The organism is Gluconacetobacter aggeris, assembly GCF_014174395.1.
Classification (GTDB): Bacteria; Pseudomonadota; Alphaproteobacteria; order Acetobacterales; family Acetobacteraceae; genus Gluconacetobacter; species Gluconacetobacter aggeris.
In genome coordinates this window covers 73747-90452 of sequence record NZ_JABEQD010000004.1, presented here as the reverse complement: position 1 = coordinate 90452, position 16706 = coordinate 73747, and the positions used below count along the sequence as shown (strand labels likewise).

The window sequence follows — 16706 nt, the reverse complement described above, 5'->3', positions numbered from 1 at the left end:
ATCCGTACGGCCTATTGCGCCTGCGCGCTCCGGGTCATGGTCTGGCGGATCAGCCCGTCCACGGGCCGGCCCGCCATGGTCAGGGCCACCGCTTCGGCCACGCGGATGCCGTCGATCGCCGCCGACAGGATGCCGCCGGCATAGCCCGCGCCCTCGCCCGCCGGATACAGGCCGGCGACATTGGTGCACTGCCCATCGGGACCACGCGGGATTCGCAGCGGGGAGGATGTACGCGTCTCCACCCCCGTCAGCACCGCGTCCGCCATGTCGAAACCATTCAGCTCCCGGCCGAATGCCGCCAGCGCCTCACGCATCGCCAGCACCACGAAATCCGGCAGGCAGGCCGACAGGTCGGTCGGCGTCACGCCGGGCCGGTAGCTGGGCTCGACCGCGCCCAGATGGGTGGAAGGCCGGCCGGCGAGGAAATCGCCCACACGCTGCGCGGGCGCGCGATAATCGCCGCCGCCCGCCAGAAAGGCCTGCCGCTCCCAATGGCGCTGGAAGGCGATGCCCGCCAGCGGGCCGCCGGGATAATCGGCCTCGGGCGTCACGCCGACCACGATGCCGGCATTGGCGTTCCGCTCGGCCCGCGAATACTGGCTCATGCCGTTGGTGACCACGCGTCCTTCCTCCGAGGTCGCGGCCACCACTGTACCGCCGGGGCACATGCAGAAGGAATAGACCGCCCGCCCGTTGGTGGCATGATGCACCAGGCGGTAATCCGCCGCCCCCAGCAGCGGATTGCCCGCCTGCGGGCCGAAGCGCGCCGCGTCGATGACCGATTGCGGATGCTCGATCCGCACGCCGATGGAAAAGGGCTTGGCCTCCATGGCCACGCCATGCGCATGCAGCATCGTGAACGTGTCGCGCGCGCTGTGGCCGACCGCCAGCACGACGTGATCGGCCGCGATCTCCTCGCCATCCGCCAGGCGCAGCCCCGCCACCCGCCGCATGCCGTCGGCATCGGTCGCCAGCACGATATCCTCGACCCGGGTATCGAACCGGTAGCTGCCGCCCAGCGCCTCGATCTCGGCCCGGATATGCTCGACCATCGAGACCAGGCGGAAGGTGCCGATATGCGGCTTGGAGAGGTACAGGATCTCTTCCGGCGCGCCCGCCTTGACGAATTCATGCAGTACCTTGCGCCCGTAATGGCGCGGATCGCTGACCTGGCTGTACAGCTTGCCGTCCGAGAACGTGCCCGCCCCGCCCTCGCCGAACTGCACGTTGCTCTCGGGCGTCAGTACCGATTTGCGCCACAGGGCGAAGGTGTCGACAGTGCGCTCGCGCACCACCTTGCCCCGTTCCAGGATCAGCGGCCGCAGCCCCATCTGCGCCAGCAGCAGCCCCGCCAGCAGGCCGCATGGCCCGGCCCCGATCACGACCGGGCGCCGATAGCCCGGCCGGTCCGCAAACGCCGCGCCGTCGCGCATCACGAAATGATAATCGGTGTCGGGCGCCGGGCCGACATGCGGCGTGCCGGCCAGCCGCGCCAGCACGGCATCCTCGTCCCGTACCGTGCAATCGACCGTATAGACCAGCATGATCGCACCGCGCCGCCGCGCGTCATAGCCGCGCCGGAAGACCGTATGCGCCAGCAGGTCGTCCTGCGCGATGTCCAGCCGGCGCACGATATCTGCCACCAGAGCCTCGGGCGGGTGGTCGAGGGGAAGCCTGATTTCGGTCAATCGGATCATGCGGGGCGAGGCATCCGTGTGCGGGGGTACGGGACTGTTCACGCGCCGTGCCTTATCACGACCGCCCGCCATGACGAAAGAACGCGGGACTGGCCCCCGGCGCGATGCTTCTGATACAGAGAGCCGCCATTCGAGGAGACCCCGCATTCATGGCCCATTCGCACGATCCCTCATCCGCGCATGGGCATGAAGGGCAGAACACGGCGCATGGCTGCGGCCATGACCATGACCATGACCATGACCATGACCATCATGGACATCACGGGCACGGACATGTCCATGCGCCGGCATCGTTCGGTGCCGCCTTTGCCTGGGGAATCGGGCTCAATCTGGTCTATGTGATCGCCGAGGCCACCTGGGGCGTCACATCCCACGCGCTGGCCCTGCTGGCCGATGCCGGGCACAACCTGTCCGACGTGATGGCACTTGGCGCGGCGTGGCTGGCGCACACGCTGTCGAAGCGCGCGCCCAGCGCAGAATTCACCTACGGGCTGCGCCGGTCCTCCATCCTGGCCGCCCTGGGCAATGCCGTGGCGCTGCTCCTGATCACGGGCGGCATCGTCTGGGAATCGGTCCTGCGCCTGATCGCACCCGCCCCTGTGCCGGGCGGCACGGTCATGGCCGTGGCCGGACTGGGCATCCTGGTCAATGGCGCCACGACCCTGCTGTTCGCGCGGGGCGGCGGCGACCTGAACATTCGCGGCGCCTTCCTGCACATGCTGGCCGATACGGTCATGTCCGCCGGGGTGGTGATCGCGGGGGGGATCATCTTCTATACCGGCTGGGCCCGGCTGGACCCGATCATGGGCCTGGTCCTGTCCTGCGCCATCGTCGCCAGCACATGGTCGCTGCTGCGCGATTCGCTGGACATGGCGCTGGACCGCGTGCCCCGCACGATCGACCGCGCGGGGGTGGAGGCCTATCTGCGCACCCTGCCCGGCGTGCAGGACCTGCACGACCTGCACATCTGGCCGATCAGCACCACCGAGACCGCGCTGACCGTCCATCTGGTTCGCGCCACCCCGGCGGACGACATGCTGCTGGGCGATGCGACCGAGGCACTGCGGACCCGCTTCGGCATCGGCCACCCGACCTTCCAGATCGAAACCCTTTCCTATGCCGCGCGCTGCGTGCTGGCCGACGCCAGCGTGCCCTGACCCGATGGCCGCGATCAGGATGCCCGACATCAACAAGACCGCGCTGGCCTGGACCAGCCTGGGCGTCAGCATCGCCGCGCTGGGCCTGAAATATGCGGCCTGGCGCGTTACCGACTCCGTCGCGCTCTATTCCGACGCGATCGAGACAATCATCAACGTCGTCGCGGCCCTGACCGGCCTGTGGGCGTTGCATATCGCCAGCCTGCCGCCGGACGAGAACCATACCTACGGCCATTACAAGGCCGAATATCTCTCGGCCGTGGCCGAGGGCGTGCTGGTGCTGATGACCGCGCTGGCCATCGGCCGCGAGGCCTGGATCGACTGGCAGCATCCCAGCCTGCCCACCGCGCCCCTGTCCGGCATCGCGCTCAACGGCTCGGCCGGCGTGCTGAACCTGGCCTGGGCGCTGACGCTGTTGCGCGCCGGGCGGACCAAGCGCTCGCCTACCCTGGTCGCGGCCGGCCAGCATGTGATGTCCGATGTCTGGACCACCATCGGGCTGGTAGGCGGCTTCATCCTGATCCCGCTGACCGGCTGGCCGTGGATCGACCCCCTGCTGGCGGGCCTGATCGCGCTCAACGTGCTGCGGGTGGGCTGGGGCATGATGCGCGAATCCATCGCGGCCCTGATGGACGAGGCCCCCGATCCGGACACGCTGGAGGCGATCCGCCAGGTCATCGCCGCCAGCGGGCACGGCGCGATCGAGGCGCACGATCTGCGCGCCCGCATCGTCGGCGCCATGGCCTTCGTGGAATTCCACCTCGTCGTCCCCGGCGCCATGAGCGTCAGTGCCGCGCACGAGATCTGCGACCGGATCGAGGCCGCGCTGCGGGCCCGCATCGGCGATGCGCTGATTCACATCCACGTCGAACCGGACCGCAAGGCCAAGCATTGCGGGATCGCGATCCCACCTTATGCCTTTGAAGAAACTGTCTAAAAAGTTCCGTTGTTTCAGGGACAACCCAGCATCCGCAGCCGGTCGGGGATAAGTGAGCGGTTCCTGTGGCAATGCCGGGTCCTTACGGAGTAAAGGGCGGGTACATATCGTAATCGCCCCCCGGCCGCCGGCCCGGGGCGCCATTGTCCCGGACACAAGACGATGAAGACCGACCTGACTGAACTGCGCATCCGCCATATGCGACATCTGCGCCGTTCCGCCCGGGTTACGACGGCGCAATGGCGCCGCAAGATCGTCTACTGGACGGCGGCGGTCCTCGTGGGCGTGGTCGCGGTCGGCTTTGCCTCCGCCGCCGACACGGCCGCCGCGCTGCGCACCCGGCTGATCGCCTGGGACCCGTGGATCATGCTGGCACTCACGCCGGCCGGACTGGCACTGTCGACCTGGCTGACACGGACATGGTTCCGGGGCGCCCAGGGCTCGGGCATTCCCCAGACGATCGCCGCCCTGCACCTGGAAAATTTCACCATCGTCGACCGGCTGCTGTCGCTGCGCATCGCCTTCGGCAAGATCATGCTGACGACGCTGGGCCTGCTGGCCGGCGCCTCGATCGGGCGCGAGGGCCCGACGGTGCAGGTCGGCGCGGCCATCATGCATGCCTTCGGCCGGCGGCTGAACCTGTCCACCGTCAGCGTCCGTCGCGGGCTGATCCTGGCGGGCGGCGCCTCGGGCGTATCGGCTGCCTTCAACACGCCGCTGGGCGGGATCGTGTTCGCGATCGAGGAACTCAGCCATTCCTTCGAACAGCGCACCAGCGGCACGATGCTGACGGGTGTGATCCTGTCGGGCGTCACCGCCATCGCGCTGGTCGGCAACTATACCTATTTCGGCCATACCGACGTCGTGGTGCCGATCGGCATCAGTTGGATCGCGGTACTGACCTGCGGTATCCTGGGCGGCATCAGCGGCGGCGTATTCTCGGCGATCCTGATCCGGACCTCGCAATATGGCCTGCCGGGCGTTCTGGGCCGGTTCGTGGTGCACCGGCCGATCGCCTTCGCCGCGTGCTGCGGGCTGGTGCTGGCCATTCTGGGCCTGGCTTCGGGCGGCATTACCTATGGCACGGGCTATCTTCAGGCGCGCGAGATCATCGCCGGGCAGACCAACTACCCGGCCTCGTTCTTCATCCTCAAATACATCGCCACCATCGTGTCCTACTGCTCCGGCATTCCGGGCGGGCTGTTCGCGCCCTCGCTCGCCATCGGAGCGGGGATCGGCGGCTGGGTGGCGCAGTTCCTGCCGCACACCACGCCGGGCGCGGTGGTGCTGCTGGGCACCGTGGCCTATTTCTCGGCCGTGGTGCAGGCACCGCTGACGGCCAGCGTGATCGTGATGGAAATGTCGGACAACCAGCAGGTGACGCTGGCGCTGCTGGCGACCTCGTTCCTCGCCTACGGCGTCTCGCGCATGATCTGCTCCCGCTCGCTCTACAGCGCGCTGGCCGAGAAATTCCTCTCGGTGGTCGAACATGCGCCGCCGCCGGCCGAGCCCTCCGGCTCCGGCAGCGGCGCCCTGCCCGCCCCGGCCGCGTCCGAGCGCGCGTAATCGGACCGGGGCCCATTCAGGCCCCGATGGGCGACGCCTACCGCGCCGCCAGGTCCACGATCCCGATCGCTCCATCCTCGGTCCCGAATGCCAGGCCGGTGCCGTCGGGGCTGAAGGCCAGCGCCGAGATCGCACCGCCACCGGCACCACGCACCGGCAGGACCTTCTGCGCCGCCGCGTCCTCCAGCAGGATGGTGCCGTCGGCAAAGCCGGCCGCCACGATCTCATGCACCGGATGGCACGCCACCCGCCGGCAGATCACGCCGGGCATCCCGGCCAGTTCCACGGGCGCCTTGCCCATCGGGCCGCCGCCGAAGAACGGCCACATCACCACGCTGTCCGCCCCGCCGGTCACCAGCCATTTGCCGGTGCGCGAGAAGGCCATGGACTGCACCTTCGCCGGATAGCCGCTCATGCGCATATTGTGTCCGTCGGCCAGCCGCCAGCCATGCAGTTCGTTCTCCTGCATGCTGGTCACCAGCGCGTCGCCGCCGGGATGGATGGCGATGCCGGTATGGCTGCCCTTCCAGTCCAGCCGCCGGGGCGTGTCGACCTTGGCCTGCACGAACCATACCGACGCCCCATTATAGTGCGACGCCGCCACCCGCTTGCCCTTGGCGTCGAATACCACGCCGCTGACGGTGGACGGATGCTCCAGCACCTTCAGCGTCGTCGCGCCGGCGGCATCGCGCAGTTCCACCTGCTTGCCGGAGGCAAAGGCGATCACACCCGATTTCGGGGTGCTCTTCGCGTCGATCCAGGTCGTGACATGCTCGATCCACCGGCGGCCGCGCACCAGGTCGGTCACCGCACCGTCCGCGCCGATCCGGCGCAGCGTGGAATCGTCGCCGCCGGTCAGGAAGCCGGTCGGCGCGGCATCGGGCGCCAGGCACAGGATCGCGCCATCATGCACCGTCTGCACCTGCCACGCCGCCGCATCACCAAAATCGTCGCGGGCCGCCAGCACCACATCGCCCTCGGCGGTCGCGAAGGCGAACTGGTTGCTGTCGCGCGACGCCACACAGGCGATGACATGGCCATCGATCGTGCGCGTGGCACCCCGTCGTTCGAGCAGGCCGGTCGGAGCCCCGCTCTCGGTCCTCATCCCCGTCATCGCGCGCGGCAGCTTTCAAAACCGCGACGCAGGCGCGGGCGGTTGAGGTTGCGGCCGATCATCACCAGGCGGGATTCCTTCTTCTCGCCCTCTTTCCACGGCCCGATGAAACCGCCATCGGCCATCATGTGCACGGCCTGGAAGGCAAAGCGCCGGTCCTCGCCCTCATAGTTCATGATACCCTTGGCCCGCAGGATATCCGGCCCCTGCTCCTGCAGCACCGCGCCGATCCAGGCCTGGAACTTCGCGGCATCCAGCGGCTCTTCCACCACGTACGAGACCGAACTCACATTCTCCTCATGCGAATGGCTGGTATCCTCCAGGAAATGCGGCGCGTGTTCCAGCGCCCGCGCCAGGTCGAACCCGCCCTGGTCCAGCACCTCGGCCAGCGCCACATTGCCGCGCTGGGCACGATGCAGGCGCGCCACCGGGTTGATGGTGCGGATGCGGGCCTCGATGGACTCCAGCGTCGCCTCGTCCGCCAGATCGGTCTTGTTGAGGATGATCACGTCGGCGAAGGCGATCTGGTTCACCGCCTCGGGGCTCTCTTCCAGGGTCTGCACCACGTTCAGCGCATCGACCACGGTCACCACCGCATCCAGCCGCGTCTTGCCCCGCACATCCTCGTCGACGAAGAAAGTCTGCGCCACCGGGGCCGGATCGGCCAGGCCGGTGGTCTCGACGATGATGCCGTCGAACTTCGTGCGCCGCTTCATCAGGCTGCCCAGGATGCGGATCAGGTCGCCCCGCACGGTGCAGCAGATGCAGCCATTGTTCATCTCGAACACTTCCTCGTCGGCATCCACCACGAGGTCGTTGTCCACGCCCAACTCACCGAACTCATTGATCACAACGGCGTATTTCCGCCCGTGTTCGGCCGTCAGGATATGATTGAGCAGCGTCGTCTTGCCGGCACCGAGAAAGCCGGTCAGCACCGTGACCGGCACCAGCCCGTCGCCGGTCGCCGCTTGGGTCTCAGACATGTCGTCTCCTGTCCATCGTCGATAGTCGTCCCAGCATATAGGCGTCCCGGCGCCGCCATCCCATCCCCCCCCCCGCGTGAGGGAAGCCTCCGCCTCGTCAACGGGCTGCAATGACGGCCCGGCGCAGATCGCCCAATCCGGCACGCGTGGCCGCGCAATCGAACGACGCCGCCCGTGCCCGCCCCGCGTCCGACAGCGCGGCGCGCCGCTCCGGCGAGGCGGCGAGTTCGCCGATCGCCGCCGCCAGTTCCGTCACCGGGTCCGGACGCGCCAGGATCGCGGCATCGCCCACGACCTCCCGCAGCCCGCCAACGGGCGAGGCGACCAGCGCGGCGCCGCAGGCCATCGCCTCCAGCGCCGTCAGGCCGAACGGTTCGGGCCAGCGGCTGGGCACCACGACGATCGCGGCCCGCGCCATCGCGGCCAGCACCTGCTCATGCGGCCGATAGCCCACCATCTCCACACCAGCCGCTCGCGCGGCAGGCCGCAGCGCCCGGAGAAACGGCGTCTCGGGCGAATCCCCGCCGAAACGATCGGCCCCGATCATGCGTGCCCGCCAGCCCGGCAGATGCGGCAGCAGCGCACCGCAGGCAGCGACAAACGCGTCGGCCCCCTTGTCCGCCACCACCCGGCCGACAAACAGGATCGTCCGGTCACGCGCCGCCGCCGGTACGGGCGGCGGCAGGGACGCCATGTCGATGCAGTTCGGCATCACCGCCGCCACTGCGCCGTCCAGCCCCTCGGCAAAACATCGGCGTACCCAGTCCGATACCGCGATCACCTTCATGCGCCCCACCAGCGCCGCCCGCTGGGCCGGCGATGCCGCGCCCCGCATCGCCCGCGGATCGTTATGCAGCGTCAAAGTCATCGGCAGGCCGGGAAAGCGCCGTGCCAGTGCCAGGGCGATATCGGGCCGGTTATGGATTTCGACCAGCGCGGGCCGCACTTCACGCACGATTTTCGCCACCGCGACCGCATAACGACCCGCCGCGCTACGGGGCCAAAGCGCCCATCGTGCGGGATGCACCGCCTGGAATGCCACATCGGCGAAGGGCGCCTCGACCGGCTGGCCGACCACGATATCGCCGGGCGCCGCCAGCCGATGGACCAGCAGGCTGATCGCACCCGCATGCCCCGGCGCAAACCGCTCACGCGGCGGCAGCACGGTCAGGACGGGCGCCATGGGCATCGCCGACCGGTCAGGCGAGGGTTTCGTACCGCTCCAGATGCCACGCTTCCGGTTCGCCGGCCGCGTCCTCATACCAGCGCGCCATCAGCGGATGCGCCCGCAGGAGCACCGCGTAATCGGCCACCACAGGCGACAATTTCACGTCATAGGACAGGAAGCGGGCGATCACCGGCGCGAACATCGCATCCGCCACCGTCAGATCGGCACCGAACAGATACGGGCCACCCTGGCCATAGGCCGCACGGGTTTCCGACAGCAGCGCATCGATCCGCGCCACGTCGGCCTTCACATCCTCGGCCAGTCCACCCGCAAGCGCGCGCCCATGGCGGCCCAGATTCATCGGCAGGGCGATGCGCAGCGGCCGGAAGCCGGCATGCATCTCGGCGGCGATGCTGCGCGCATGCGCCCGCGCCAGCCGGTCCGCCGGCCACAGGGCGGGCGCGATCTCGGCGCAATATTCGCCGATCGCCAGGCTTTCCCACACAAGCGCGCCGCGATGCTCCAGATAAGGCACCATCCCGTTGGGCGACACAGCCTTGATCGCCGTCGTGCCACCACCCCCGGCAAGAGGAATCACCACATCCTCGACATCCAGTCCGGCCAGATGCACCACCAGCCAGCCCCGCAGCGACCAGGACGAATATCGCCTGGTGCCGATATACAGTTTGCCGTCAGCCACGGTGCGTCCCCTTTCGCGCGAAAGATCGTTCTTTTTTGAAAAAAGAACCAAAAAACTTCTGATCCGTTCAGCAGCCTTGTGCCTGGGGCATACGATACCCCTAACGAATCAAAGTCTTTTTGCTTCTTTTTCTTCAGAAAAAGAAGATGCTTGAGCCACTGCGGGGTCCCGCCGCCGGATAAACCCGCCACCAAGCACCCGGCTGCCATCATACAGCACGCAGGCCTGCCCCGGCGCCGGCATCGCCGGCTCGTCCAGCGTCACGCTGGCACCATCCGCCGTCCGCCGCACGGTCGCCGCCCGCACCGCTTCCCGCGCGCGGATCTGCACCATGCAGCGCAGTTCACCCTCAGGCGGGGCGATCAGCCAGTTCATGTTGCGCAACGACAGATCATGCACGGCCCCGCCCGCGCGGGGCCCGATCACCACACGGCGCGCCGCCGGCTCGATCCCGACCACCATCTGGCGCTCGCCGTCACGCATCGCGGCATTGCCCAGCCGGCGGCTCTGCCCGACCGTAAAGCGGGTCACGCCATCATGCCGGCCGACCACCCGGCCGGCCTCGTCCACAATCTCGCCGCTGCCCGCCATCTCGGGCCGCAGCTTCTCGACGATTTCGGCATAAGACCCGTCGGAGACGAAGCACAGATCCTGGCTGTCGGGCTTGGACGCCACCTCCAGCCCGAACCGCTCGGCCTCGGCCCGCACAGCCGCCTTGTCCGGCATGTCGCCCAGCGGAAAGCGCAGAAAATCCAGTTGTTCACGCGTGGTCGCGAACAGGAACCAGGACTGGTCGCGGGAGGCATCGACCGGGCGATGCAGTTCCGGCCCCTCCGCCCCTTCGATCCGGCGGACATAATGGCCGGTCGCCATCGCATCCACCCCCAGATCGCGCGCCATGCCCAGCAGGTCGGTAAACTTCACGCCCTGGTTGCAGGCCACGCAGGGCACCGGCGTCTCGCCCCCGGCATAGGCATCGGCGAAGGTCTCGATCACGCTCTCGCGGAACCGGCTTTCGGCGTCGATCACATAGTGCGGAATGCCCAGCCTGTCGGCCACGCGACGCGCGTCATGGATGTCGCGCCCCGCACAGCACGCGCCCTTGCGCGCGCTGGCCCGCGAATCATAGAGCTGCAACGTCGCGCCCACCACCTCATGGCCCTCGGCCACCAGGCGCGCGGCAACCACGCTGCTGTCCACGCCGCCCGACATAGCGACCATGATCCGCATCAATCATACCCCTCTGGTATCACGTGTCGGCCCCGGAAACGCGCGTCGGATCGCCACCAGCGCGCGTTTCCGGGCCGACACTCAGGCTGTGCGAGGGAGACGCACGACCAGCCCATCCAACGCGTCGGTCATCACGATCTGGCAGCCCAGGCGCGAGGTCTTTTCCAGCCCGAAGGCCAGATCCAGCATGTCTTCCTCGTCCTCGGTCGGCTCGGCCAGCTTCGGCGCCCATTCGGGGTCGACCACGACATGGCAGGTGGCGCAGGCCAGCGATCCCTCGCACGCGCCTTCCAGATCGACGCCATGCTTGTGGGCGATCTCAAGCACCGACAGGCCGACCGGGGCGTCGACCTCGCGACGGGTTCCGTCATGCTCGATGAAAATCATATGCGGCATTCTGCTATCCTGGCCGTGTCATCATCAGCGGCGCGCGCGGCGGCGTTCCCCGCCGCGCGCGCATCCGCCACCGCCCGGCACAGGATCGCCGCCGCGCGATCCATATCGGCGGCTGAGGTATAGCGTCCCACTGCCAGACGCAAGCTCCGCGCGGCCGCGCCCGCATCCAGCCCCATCGCGCTCAGCACATAGGAGGGTACCAGTTCGGCCGAAGAACAGGCCGATCCGGTCGAGACGCACAGGTCTGGTGCCCGCGCGATCACGTCCAGCGCCCGCACGTCGGGGAGACGCAGGTTGAGGTTGGCCGGCAGCCGATGCGTCATGGAGCCGTTGACCGCAAGGCCCGGGATGGCCGCCATCATGCGGTCCAGAAAACCGTCGCGCAGCGCCGCCATCCGCCGCGCCTCTTCCACCCGCACCTCCCGTGCGATGCGGCAGGCGACACCGAACCCGACCAGCAACGGCGTCGCCAGCGTGCCGGAGCGCAGTCCCCGCTCCTGCCCGCCGCCCGAGAACAGCGGCGCCAGCCGCACGCGCGGCCGCCGGCGGACATACAGTGCCCCCACGCCCTTCGGCCCATATAATTTGTGCGCGGAGACCGATGCCAGGTCGAGATCCATCGCCCGCACATCCACCGCCACCTTGCCCGCCGCCTGGGCCAGGTCGCTATGCAGCAGCGCGCCCGCCGCACGCACCTCCGGCACCAGGGCGGCCATGTCGTGCAACACGCCGGTCTCGTTGTTCGCCGCCATGATGCTGACCAGCAAGGTCGGCACCGCCAGCGCCGCGCGCAGCACCGCCGGGTCCAGCCGTCCATCGGCCCTAACCGGCAGGATCACCGGCTCGAACCCTTCCGCCGCCAGGTCACGCACCGATTCCAGCACGCATTTATGCTCGGTCGCCACGGTGATGACGCGCCGCCTGGTATCGCCCCGCGCCGCCAGATGGCGCACCGCGCCCTTGATGGCGATGTTGTTGGCCTCGGTGGCGCCGGAGGTGAACACGATTTCCCGCACATCGGCCCCGAGCAGCGCCGCGACCTCCGCCCGCGCCACCTCGACCGCATCGCGCGCCTGCCGGCCCATCGCGTGGTCCACGCTGTGCGGATTGCCGAATTCCTCGGCGAACCATGGCATCATCGCCGCCACCACCGCCGGGTCGCAAGGCGTCGTGGCCTGATAGTCCAGATAGAGCGGACGCATATCCGCGTCAGAGAGATCCCGTGTCATGCCCCGGCCTCCTCCAGCGTCGCGCGACGCGCGGGCAGCCGCGTCGCCATCGTGCGATAGGCATCGATGAACCGCATCACCTCTTCCTCCCGCGCCGTCCAGGGCAGCGAGACCCGGATCGCCTCGCCCGCCAACGGCCCCAGCCCCATCGCCTCCAGCACATGCGACCGCGCGACCTTGCCCGACGAACAGGCCGACCCGGCGGACACGCCGAACCCCGCGAGGTCCAGCGCAATAAGCTGGGTCTGGGCAGCCCGCCCCGGCAGTGCCAGACAGGTGGTATTGGGCAGGCGCCGCGCCGCGCCACCGCAGACCACAGCCCCCACCGCCACCGCCGCTTCGTCAATCGCATCGCGCCAGCCCGCCATCGCCGATGCGGCACCTTCGGCCGGCAATGCCCCAACAGCTTCACGCGCCGCCTCGGCCATCGCGGCAATCGCCGGCAGGGCGGGCGTACCGCCGCGCCGGCCCATTTCCTGCCCGCCGCCCGCCATGACCGGCGGCAGCGTCCGCGTCGCCTCGCCGGCCAGCAGCAGCGCCCCCGCCCCCTTCACCCCGCCGAATTTGTGCCCCGACACCGCCATGCTGTCGGCCCCCAGGGCGCGCAGATCGACCGCGATCCGCCCCGCCGCCTGCACGGCATCGACATGCAGCAGCGCGCCATGCAGGCGGCAGATCCGCGCGGCCTCGGCCACCGGCTGGATCGTCCCGACCTCGTTATTCGCCAGCATCAGGCAGACCAGCGCCGGCCGGCCATCCCCCTCGGCCAGCATCCGCTCCATCACATCCAGCCGGACGACACCGTCACCATCGACCGCAATGCTCTCCGCCGTGGCGGCCGCGCGCACCGCGTCATGCTCCACGGCAGAGGCCAGCACGCGCCGCCCGGCGCCCAATCCGGCGACGGCCAGCAGATTGGCCTCCGTCCCGCCGGAGGTCATGACGCAATTGCCGGCCCCGGCGCCGAACAGGGCCGCCAGCCGCTCCCGCGCCGATTCGAGCACCGCGCGGGCCTGCCGTCCCGCCCGATGCACCGATGACGGATTGCCGGTCGCCGCAGCCGCGCGCGCCAGGGCCTCCAGCGCCGCCGGCCGTGCCGGCTCCGTGGCGTTGGCATCGAAATAGATCCAGTCACGATAGATCCCGTCACGATCCATGCCGCTTTCTCCCCGCCCCCGCTGCCCGCCTGTCCCGCGACCGGACGGTCGCGGCGCCCGCCTGCCAGTGTAAACACGAATTATGTGGCAATTGGTGATTCCGGATCGCTATATACATCCCCACAGCAAGGCGGTCGGCCCATGAACCGCCGAAAGCGCGATGAGTATTGTCAATGCCGGGCGAACAGCAGCGTCCGCGCGGATGTCATGGACGGTGGCTGCCGCCCTGATGCAATGAAGGGATGTTGGACTATGGCCACACCAGGGAGGAAGTCAACCGGCCTGCCGGAAGCTGGCCCTCCAAGGGGTCCATGACTGCCGGAAATGCAATCCACGCCTGACAAACCGGCATTTCGCGCTGCCCCCGCGTTGCGTCACTCTAACGATGATGCAATGTCGGCGTGCTCCCGTCCGATCGGATCGGCGCTGTCGGTATGACCAGGAAGCAAGCGTGAATCGCAAGGGCCGCGCGCCCATCTGTCCAGGGCGAAGTTCAGCCGCCCTTATCATATCCGCCGGCAGGCGACGGGGCATCGTCGTCCACCGGCCGCCACAGTAACGATCCCGACGCCATGCCTGGGAGCGCGGGAAGCATATTGCGGGATACGAATGCCTGAGGTCATGTTCGCCGGCCCCGACGGCCGCCTTGAGGGACGTTATCACCATTCAAGCGAGCCGAATGCGCCGCTCGCCCTGGTCCTTCATCCGCACCCGCTGCATGGCGGCACCATGAACAATCGCATCACCTATGCGATGTATCGCTCGTTCGAGAAGATGGGTTTCTCGGTCATGCGATATAATTCGCGTGGGGTCGGCCGTTCGCAGGGGCGCTATGACGGCGGCATCGGCGAAATTTCGGACGCCGCTGCGGCGCTGGACTGGATGCAGATGGTCAACCCGAACGCCGGCGGGCTGTGGATCGCCGGCTATTCGTTCGGCGCCTTCGTCGGCATGCAGCTTCTGATGCGCCGGCCGGAAATCACCGGATGGATCAGCGTGGCCCCTCCGGCCAACCATTACGATTTCGGCTTCCTCGCCCCCTGTCCCTGCGGCGGGCTGATGATTGCCGGCGATTCCGACGAGCTGGTTCCCGAACCCGCCATCCGCAAGCTGGTCGACAAGCTGAACACCCAGAAGGGCGTTTCGGTGGATTATCGCATCTTCGCCGGCGCCGACCATGTCTTCGCCAACCATGCCGACCAGGTGGCCGAAGCCCTGGAAGACCATGTGGGCACCATCATGACGCGCGGCGCGCTGGCCCTGGCCGCCGACTGATCCTCAATTGCCGGTGCGCCGGGCGTAGTGCCCGGCGCACCGGCAGGTTCACGACGGGTTCATGTCGCCGGGCGGGCATGCTAGAGCATCGCCGCTCCCTGTCCGGCACCCTTTCATCCGGCCGGGCCGCCACGAGACCAGAGTGACCCGACCATGCCGAAAAGCGAATTCCTCCAGGAAGCCGAGGCCCGCGGCTTCATCTTCCAGTGCACCGACATCGATGGACTGGACGCCGCCCTCATGGCCGGCCCGGTGGCCGGCTATATCGGCTTCGACCCCACGGCCGACAGCCTGCATGTCGGCAGCCTGATCCAGATCATGATGCTGCGCCTGTTGCAGAAGCACGGGCACAGGCCGGTGGCCCTGATGGGCGGCGGCACCGCGCGGATCGGTGACCCCTCCTTCCGTGAGGAAGCCCGCCAGTTGATGACCGGCGAGACGATCGCCGCCAACCTGCGCGGGATCGAAGGCTGCCTGCGCCAGTTCCTGACCTTCGAAGGCGACACCGGCACCCGGCTGGCGAACAATGCGGACTGGCTGGACCGGCTGTCCTATATCGACCTGCTGCGCGATGTCGGGGTGCATTTCTCGGTCAACCGCATGCTGGCCTTCGATTCGGTGCGCTCGCGCCTGGAGCGCGAACAGGGGCTGACCTTCCTGGAGTTCAACTACTCCATCCTGCAATCCTACGATTTCCGCGAACTGAACCGCACGATGGGCGTGACGCTGCAGATGGGCGGCTCCGACCAGTGGGGGAACATCGTCTCGGGCATCGACCTGGTCCGCCGCACCGACCAGAAGCAGGTGTTCGGCCTGACGACGCCGCTGCTCACCACCGCCTCGGGCGCCAAGATGGGCAAGTCGGCGCGCGGCGCGGTCTGGCTGTCGGCGGCGCGGCTGCCGGTGTTCGAATACTGGCAGTTCTGGCGCAATGTGGAAGATGCCGATGTCGGCCGCTTCCTGCGCCTGTTCACCGACCTGCCGCTGGAAGAGTGCGACCGCCTGGCCGCGCTGGGCGGTGCCGAGATCAACGAAGCCAAGAAGATCCTGGCGACCGAGGTCACCGCCCTGTGCCATGGCCGGGCCGCCGCCGAGGAAGCCGCCGAAACCGCGCGCCGCACGTTCGAGGACGGCGAATCCCCCGCCGCCCTGCCCGCGACGACGATCCCGGCCGACCTGCTGGCCGCCGGCATCCCCGCCTTCCGCCTGTTCGCCGAAAGCGGCATGGCCGCCAGCAATGGCGAGGCACGGCGCCTGATCCGTGGCGGCGGCGCGCGAATCAACGATGTCGCAATTCAGGACGAATCCCTCATGGTCACCCCGGCGGACCTGGTGGACGGCGCGATCAAGCTGTCATCGGGGCGCAAGCATCATCTGCTGGTGCGGCCGGCCTGATGACCGGGCCGGGGGACACAGGGGCCGACGACAGCCCGCCCCCGCCCATTCCCGACGCGCTGTGGCAGGCGCTGGCCCGCTCGGCCTTCCGCGCGCGCTTCCATCTGGATGCGAAGGATCGCGCCTATCTGGACGATAGGGGCCTGCCCACGATCATGGAACATGCGGCGGATTTCATCGCCCGCCGCCTCGCCCCGGCCAAACCCGCGCGCGACGGCCGCCAGACGCCCTGGCGCGGCCACCCGGTCTTCGTAGCCCAGCACGCCACCGCCACCTGCTGCCGAGGCTGCCTGGAGAAATGGCATGGATTCGCCAAGGGGCAGGCACTGGATTCGACCGGCCGCGCCTACGTCCTGACGGTCATCCGGACGTGGCTGGAGCGGGAACGTCCCTGACCCAGATCCCGCCATCCTGCGCGCGGGCGGGATAGCGCGCCACCGCGCATTCCGGGTCGGCCACGCCATCGGGGCCGACATAATGGCCCGATTCGTCGAAGGCCCAGAGATGGAACGGGCAGATCAGGCGCCCATCCTCGACATATCCAGCCGACAGCCTTGCATCGCGATGGGGGCAGCGATCGGCGAACACGCGCGGCCTGCCGTCCGCCGCCAGCCACGCCACCAGCCCCGTGCCGTCCAGAACCACCCGGTGCGGGCCCCCGCGGGCCGCCTCCATTTCGCACAGAAGCACCCAGCCCTCCAT

General features: G+C 68.6%; 16 protein-coding genes. 6 read left to right on the top strand and 10 right to left on the bottom strand.

Translation table 11 applies throughout. The features are described from left to right. Nucleotides 1–11: 11 nt before the first annotated feature. Complete coding sequence (locus tag HLH36_RS07755) at nucleotides 12–1697, bottom strand: NAD(P)/FAD-dependent oxidoreductase (RefSeq protein ID WP_182985837.1); 1686 nt, start codon at nucleotides 1695–1697, stop codon at nucleotides 12–14. 149 nt (nucleotides 1698–1846) lie between these two features. On the opposite strand from HLH36_RS07755, the gene HLH36_RS07750 reads away from it, so the two are divergent. The 3 genes from HLH36_RS07750 to HLH36_RS07740 all read left to right on the top strand — a co-directional run bounded on the left by HLH36_RS07750 (nucleotide 1847) and on the right by HLH36_RS07740 (nucleotide 5357). Next, on the top strand, nucleotides 1847–2854 hold the full coding sequence (locus HLH36_RS07750) for a cation diffusion facilitator family transporter (protein WP_182985836.1): 1008 nt from the start codon (nucleotides 1847–1849) through the stop codon (nucleotides 2852–2854). Between the two features lie 19 nt (nucleotides 2855–2873). Continuing rightward, nucleotides 2874–3791: a cation diffusion facilitator family transporter gene (locus tag HLH36_RS07745; RefSeq protein WP_408871864.1), complete on the top strand. Its 918-nt coding sequence runs from the start codon at nucleotides 2874–2876 to the stop codon at nucleotides 3789–3791. A 198-nt stretch (nucleotides 3792–3989) separates the two neighbouring features. Next, on the top strand, nucleotides 3990–5357 hold the full coding sequence (locus HLH36_RS07740) for a chloride channel protein (RefSeq protein WP_182986024.1): 1368 nt from the start codon (nucleotides 3990–3992) through the stop codon (nucleotides 5355–5357). A gap of 37 nt (nucleotides 5358–5394) precedes the next feature. Here HLH36_RS07740 and HLH36_RS07735 read toward each other — a convergent pair whose 3' ends face one another. The 8 genes from HLH36_RS07735 to HLH36_RS07700 form a co-directional block, all read right to left on the bottom strand. After that, entirely contained in the window at nucleotides 5395–6462 is a 1068-nt protein-coding gene (locus tag HLH36_RS07735) for a WD40 repeat domain-containing protein (protein ID WP_182986023.1), read from the bottom strand. 5 nt (nucleotides 6463–6467) lie between these two features. Continuing rightward, nucleotides 6468–7454 (bottom strand): CobW family GTP-binding protein, encoded by a 987-nt coding sequence (locus tag HLH36_RS07730; protein WP_182985834.1) that lies wholly within the window; start codon nucleotides 7452–7454, stop codon nucleotides 6468–6470. Between the two features lie 97 nt (nucleotides 7455–7551). Then, nucleotides 7552–8637, bottom strand: coding sequence for a glycosyltransferase family 4 protein (locus HLH36_RS07725; RefSeq protein WP_182986022.1), 1086 nt, complete (start codon nucleotides 8635–8637; stop codon nucleotides 7552–7554). Nucleotides 8638–8653: 16 nt separating this feature from the next. After that, nucleotides 8654–9322, bottom strand: coding sequence for a glutathione S-transferase C-terminal domain-containing protein (locus tag HLH36_RS07720; protein ID WP_182985833.1), 669 nt, complete (start codon nucleotides 9320–9322; stop codon nucleotides 8654–8656). 108 nt (nucleotides 9323–9430) lie between these two features. Next, nucleotides 9431–10552, bottom strand: coding sequence for a tRNA 2-thiouridine(34) synthase MnmA (mnmA, locus tag HLH36_RS07715; protein ID WP_182985832.1), 1122 nt, complete (start codon nucleotides 10550–10552; stop codon nucleotides 9431–9433). Nucleotides 10553–10633: 81 nt separating this feature from the next. After that, on the bottom strand, nucleotides 10634–10948 hold the full coding sequence (locus HLH36_RS07710; protein WP_182966579.1) for a ferredoxin family 2Fe-2S iron-sulfur cluster binding protein: 315 nt from the start codon (nucleotides 10946–10948) through the stop codon (nucleotides 10634–10636). Beyond that, nucleotides 10936–12177, bottom strand: coding sequence for a cysteine desulfurase family protein (locus HLH36_RS07705; RefSeq protein WP_246376565.1), 1242 nt, complete (start codon nucleotides 12175–12177; stop codon nucleotides 10936–10938). Before HLH36_RS07705 ends, HLH36_RS07710 begins: the two co-directional genes overlap by 13 nt. Continuing rightward, nucleotides 12174–13334, bottom strand: coding sequence for a cysteine desulfurase family protein (locus HLH36_RS07700; RefSeq protein ID WP_182985831.1), 1161 nt, complete (start codon nucleotides 13332–13334; stop codon nucleotides 12174–12176). The genes HLH36_RS07705 and HLH36_RS07700 overlap by 4 nt, the downstream gene beginning before the upstream one ends. A gap of 609 nt (nucleotides 13335–13943) precedes the next feature. Between HLH36_RS07700 and HLH36_RS07695 the strand changes: the two genes are divergently transcribed. The 3 genes from HLH36_RS07695 (at nucleotide 13944) to HLH36_RS07685 (ending at nucleotide 16399) form a co-directional block, all read left to right on the top strand. Continuing rightward, nucleotides 13944–14609, top strand: coding sequence for an alpha/beta hydrolase (locus tag HLH36_RS07695; RefSeq protein ID WP_182966573.1), 666 nt, complete (start codon nucleotides 13944–13946; stop codon nucleotides 14607–14609). Nucleotides 14610–14762: 153 nt separating this feature from the next. Next, on the top strand, nucleotides 14763–16004 hold the full coding sequence (tyrS, locus tag HLH36_RS07690) for a tyrosine--tRNA ligase (RefSeq protein WP_182985830.1): 1242 nt from the start codon (nucleotides 14763–14765) through the stop codon (nucleotides 16002–16004). Further along, the gene (locus HLH36_RS07685) at nucleotides 16004–16399 is read left to right on the top strand and encodes a DUF4186 domain-containing protein (protein ID WP_182985829.1); all 396 of its coding nucleotides are present in this window, start codon (nucleotides 16004–16006) and stop codon (nucleotides 16397–16399) included. The genes tyrS and HLH36_RS07685 overlap by 1 nt, the downstream gene beginning before the upstream one ends. Here the strand turns inward: HLH36_RS07685 and HLH36_RS07680 are convergent. Continuing rightward, entirely contained in the window at nucleotides 16365–16694 is a 330-nt protein-coding gene (locus HLH36_RS07680; protein WP_338030415.1) for a Rieske 2Fe-2S domain-containing protein, read from the bottom strand. The two genes, HLH36_RS07685 and HLH36_RS07680, sit on opposite strands and share 35 nt — an antisense overlap. Nucleotides 16695–16706: the final 12 nt, after the last annotated feature.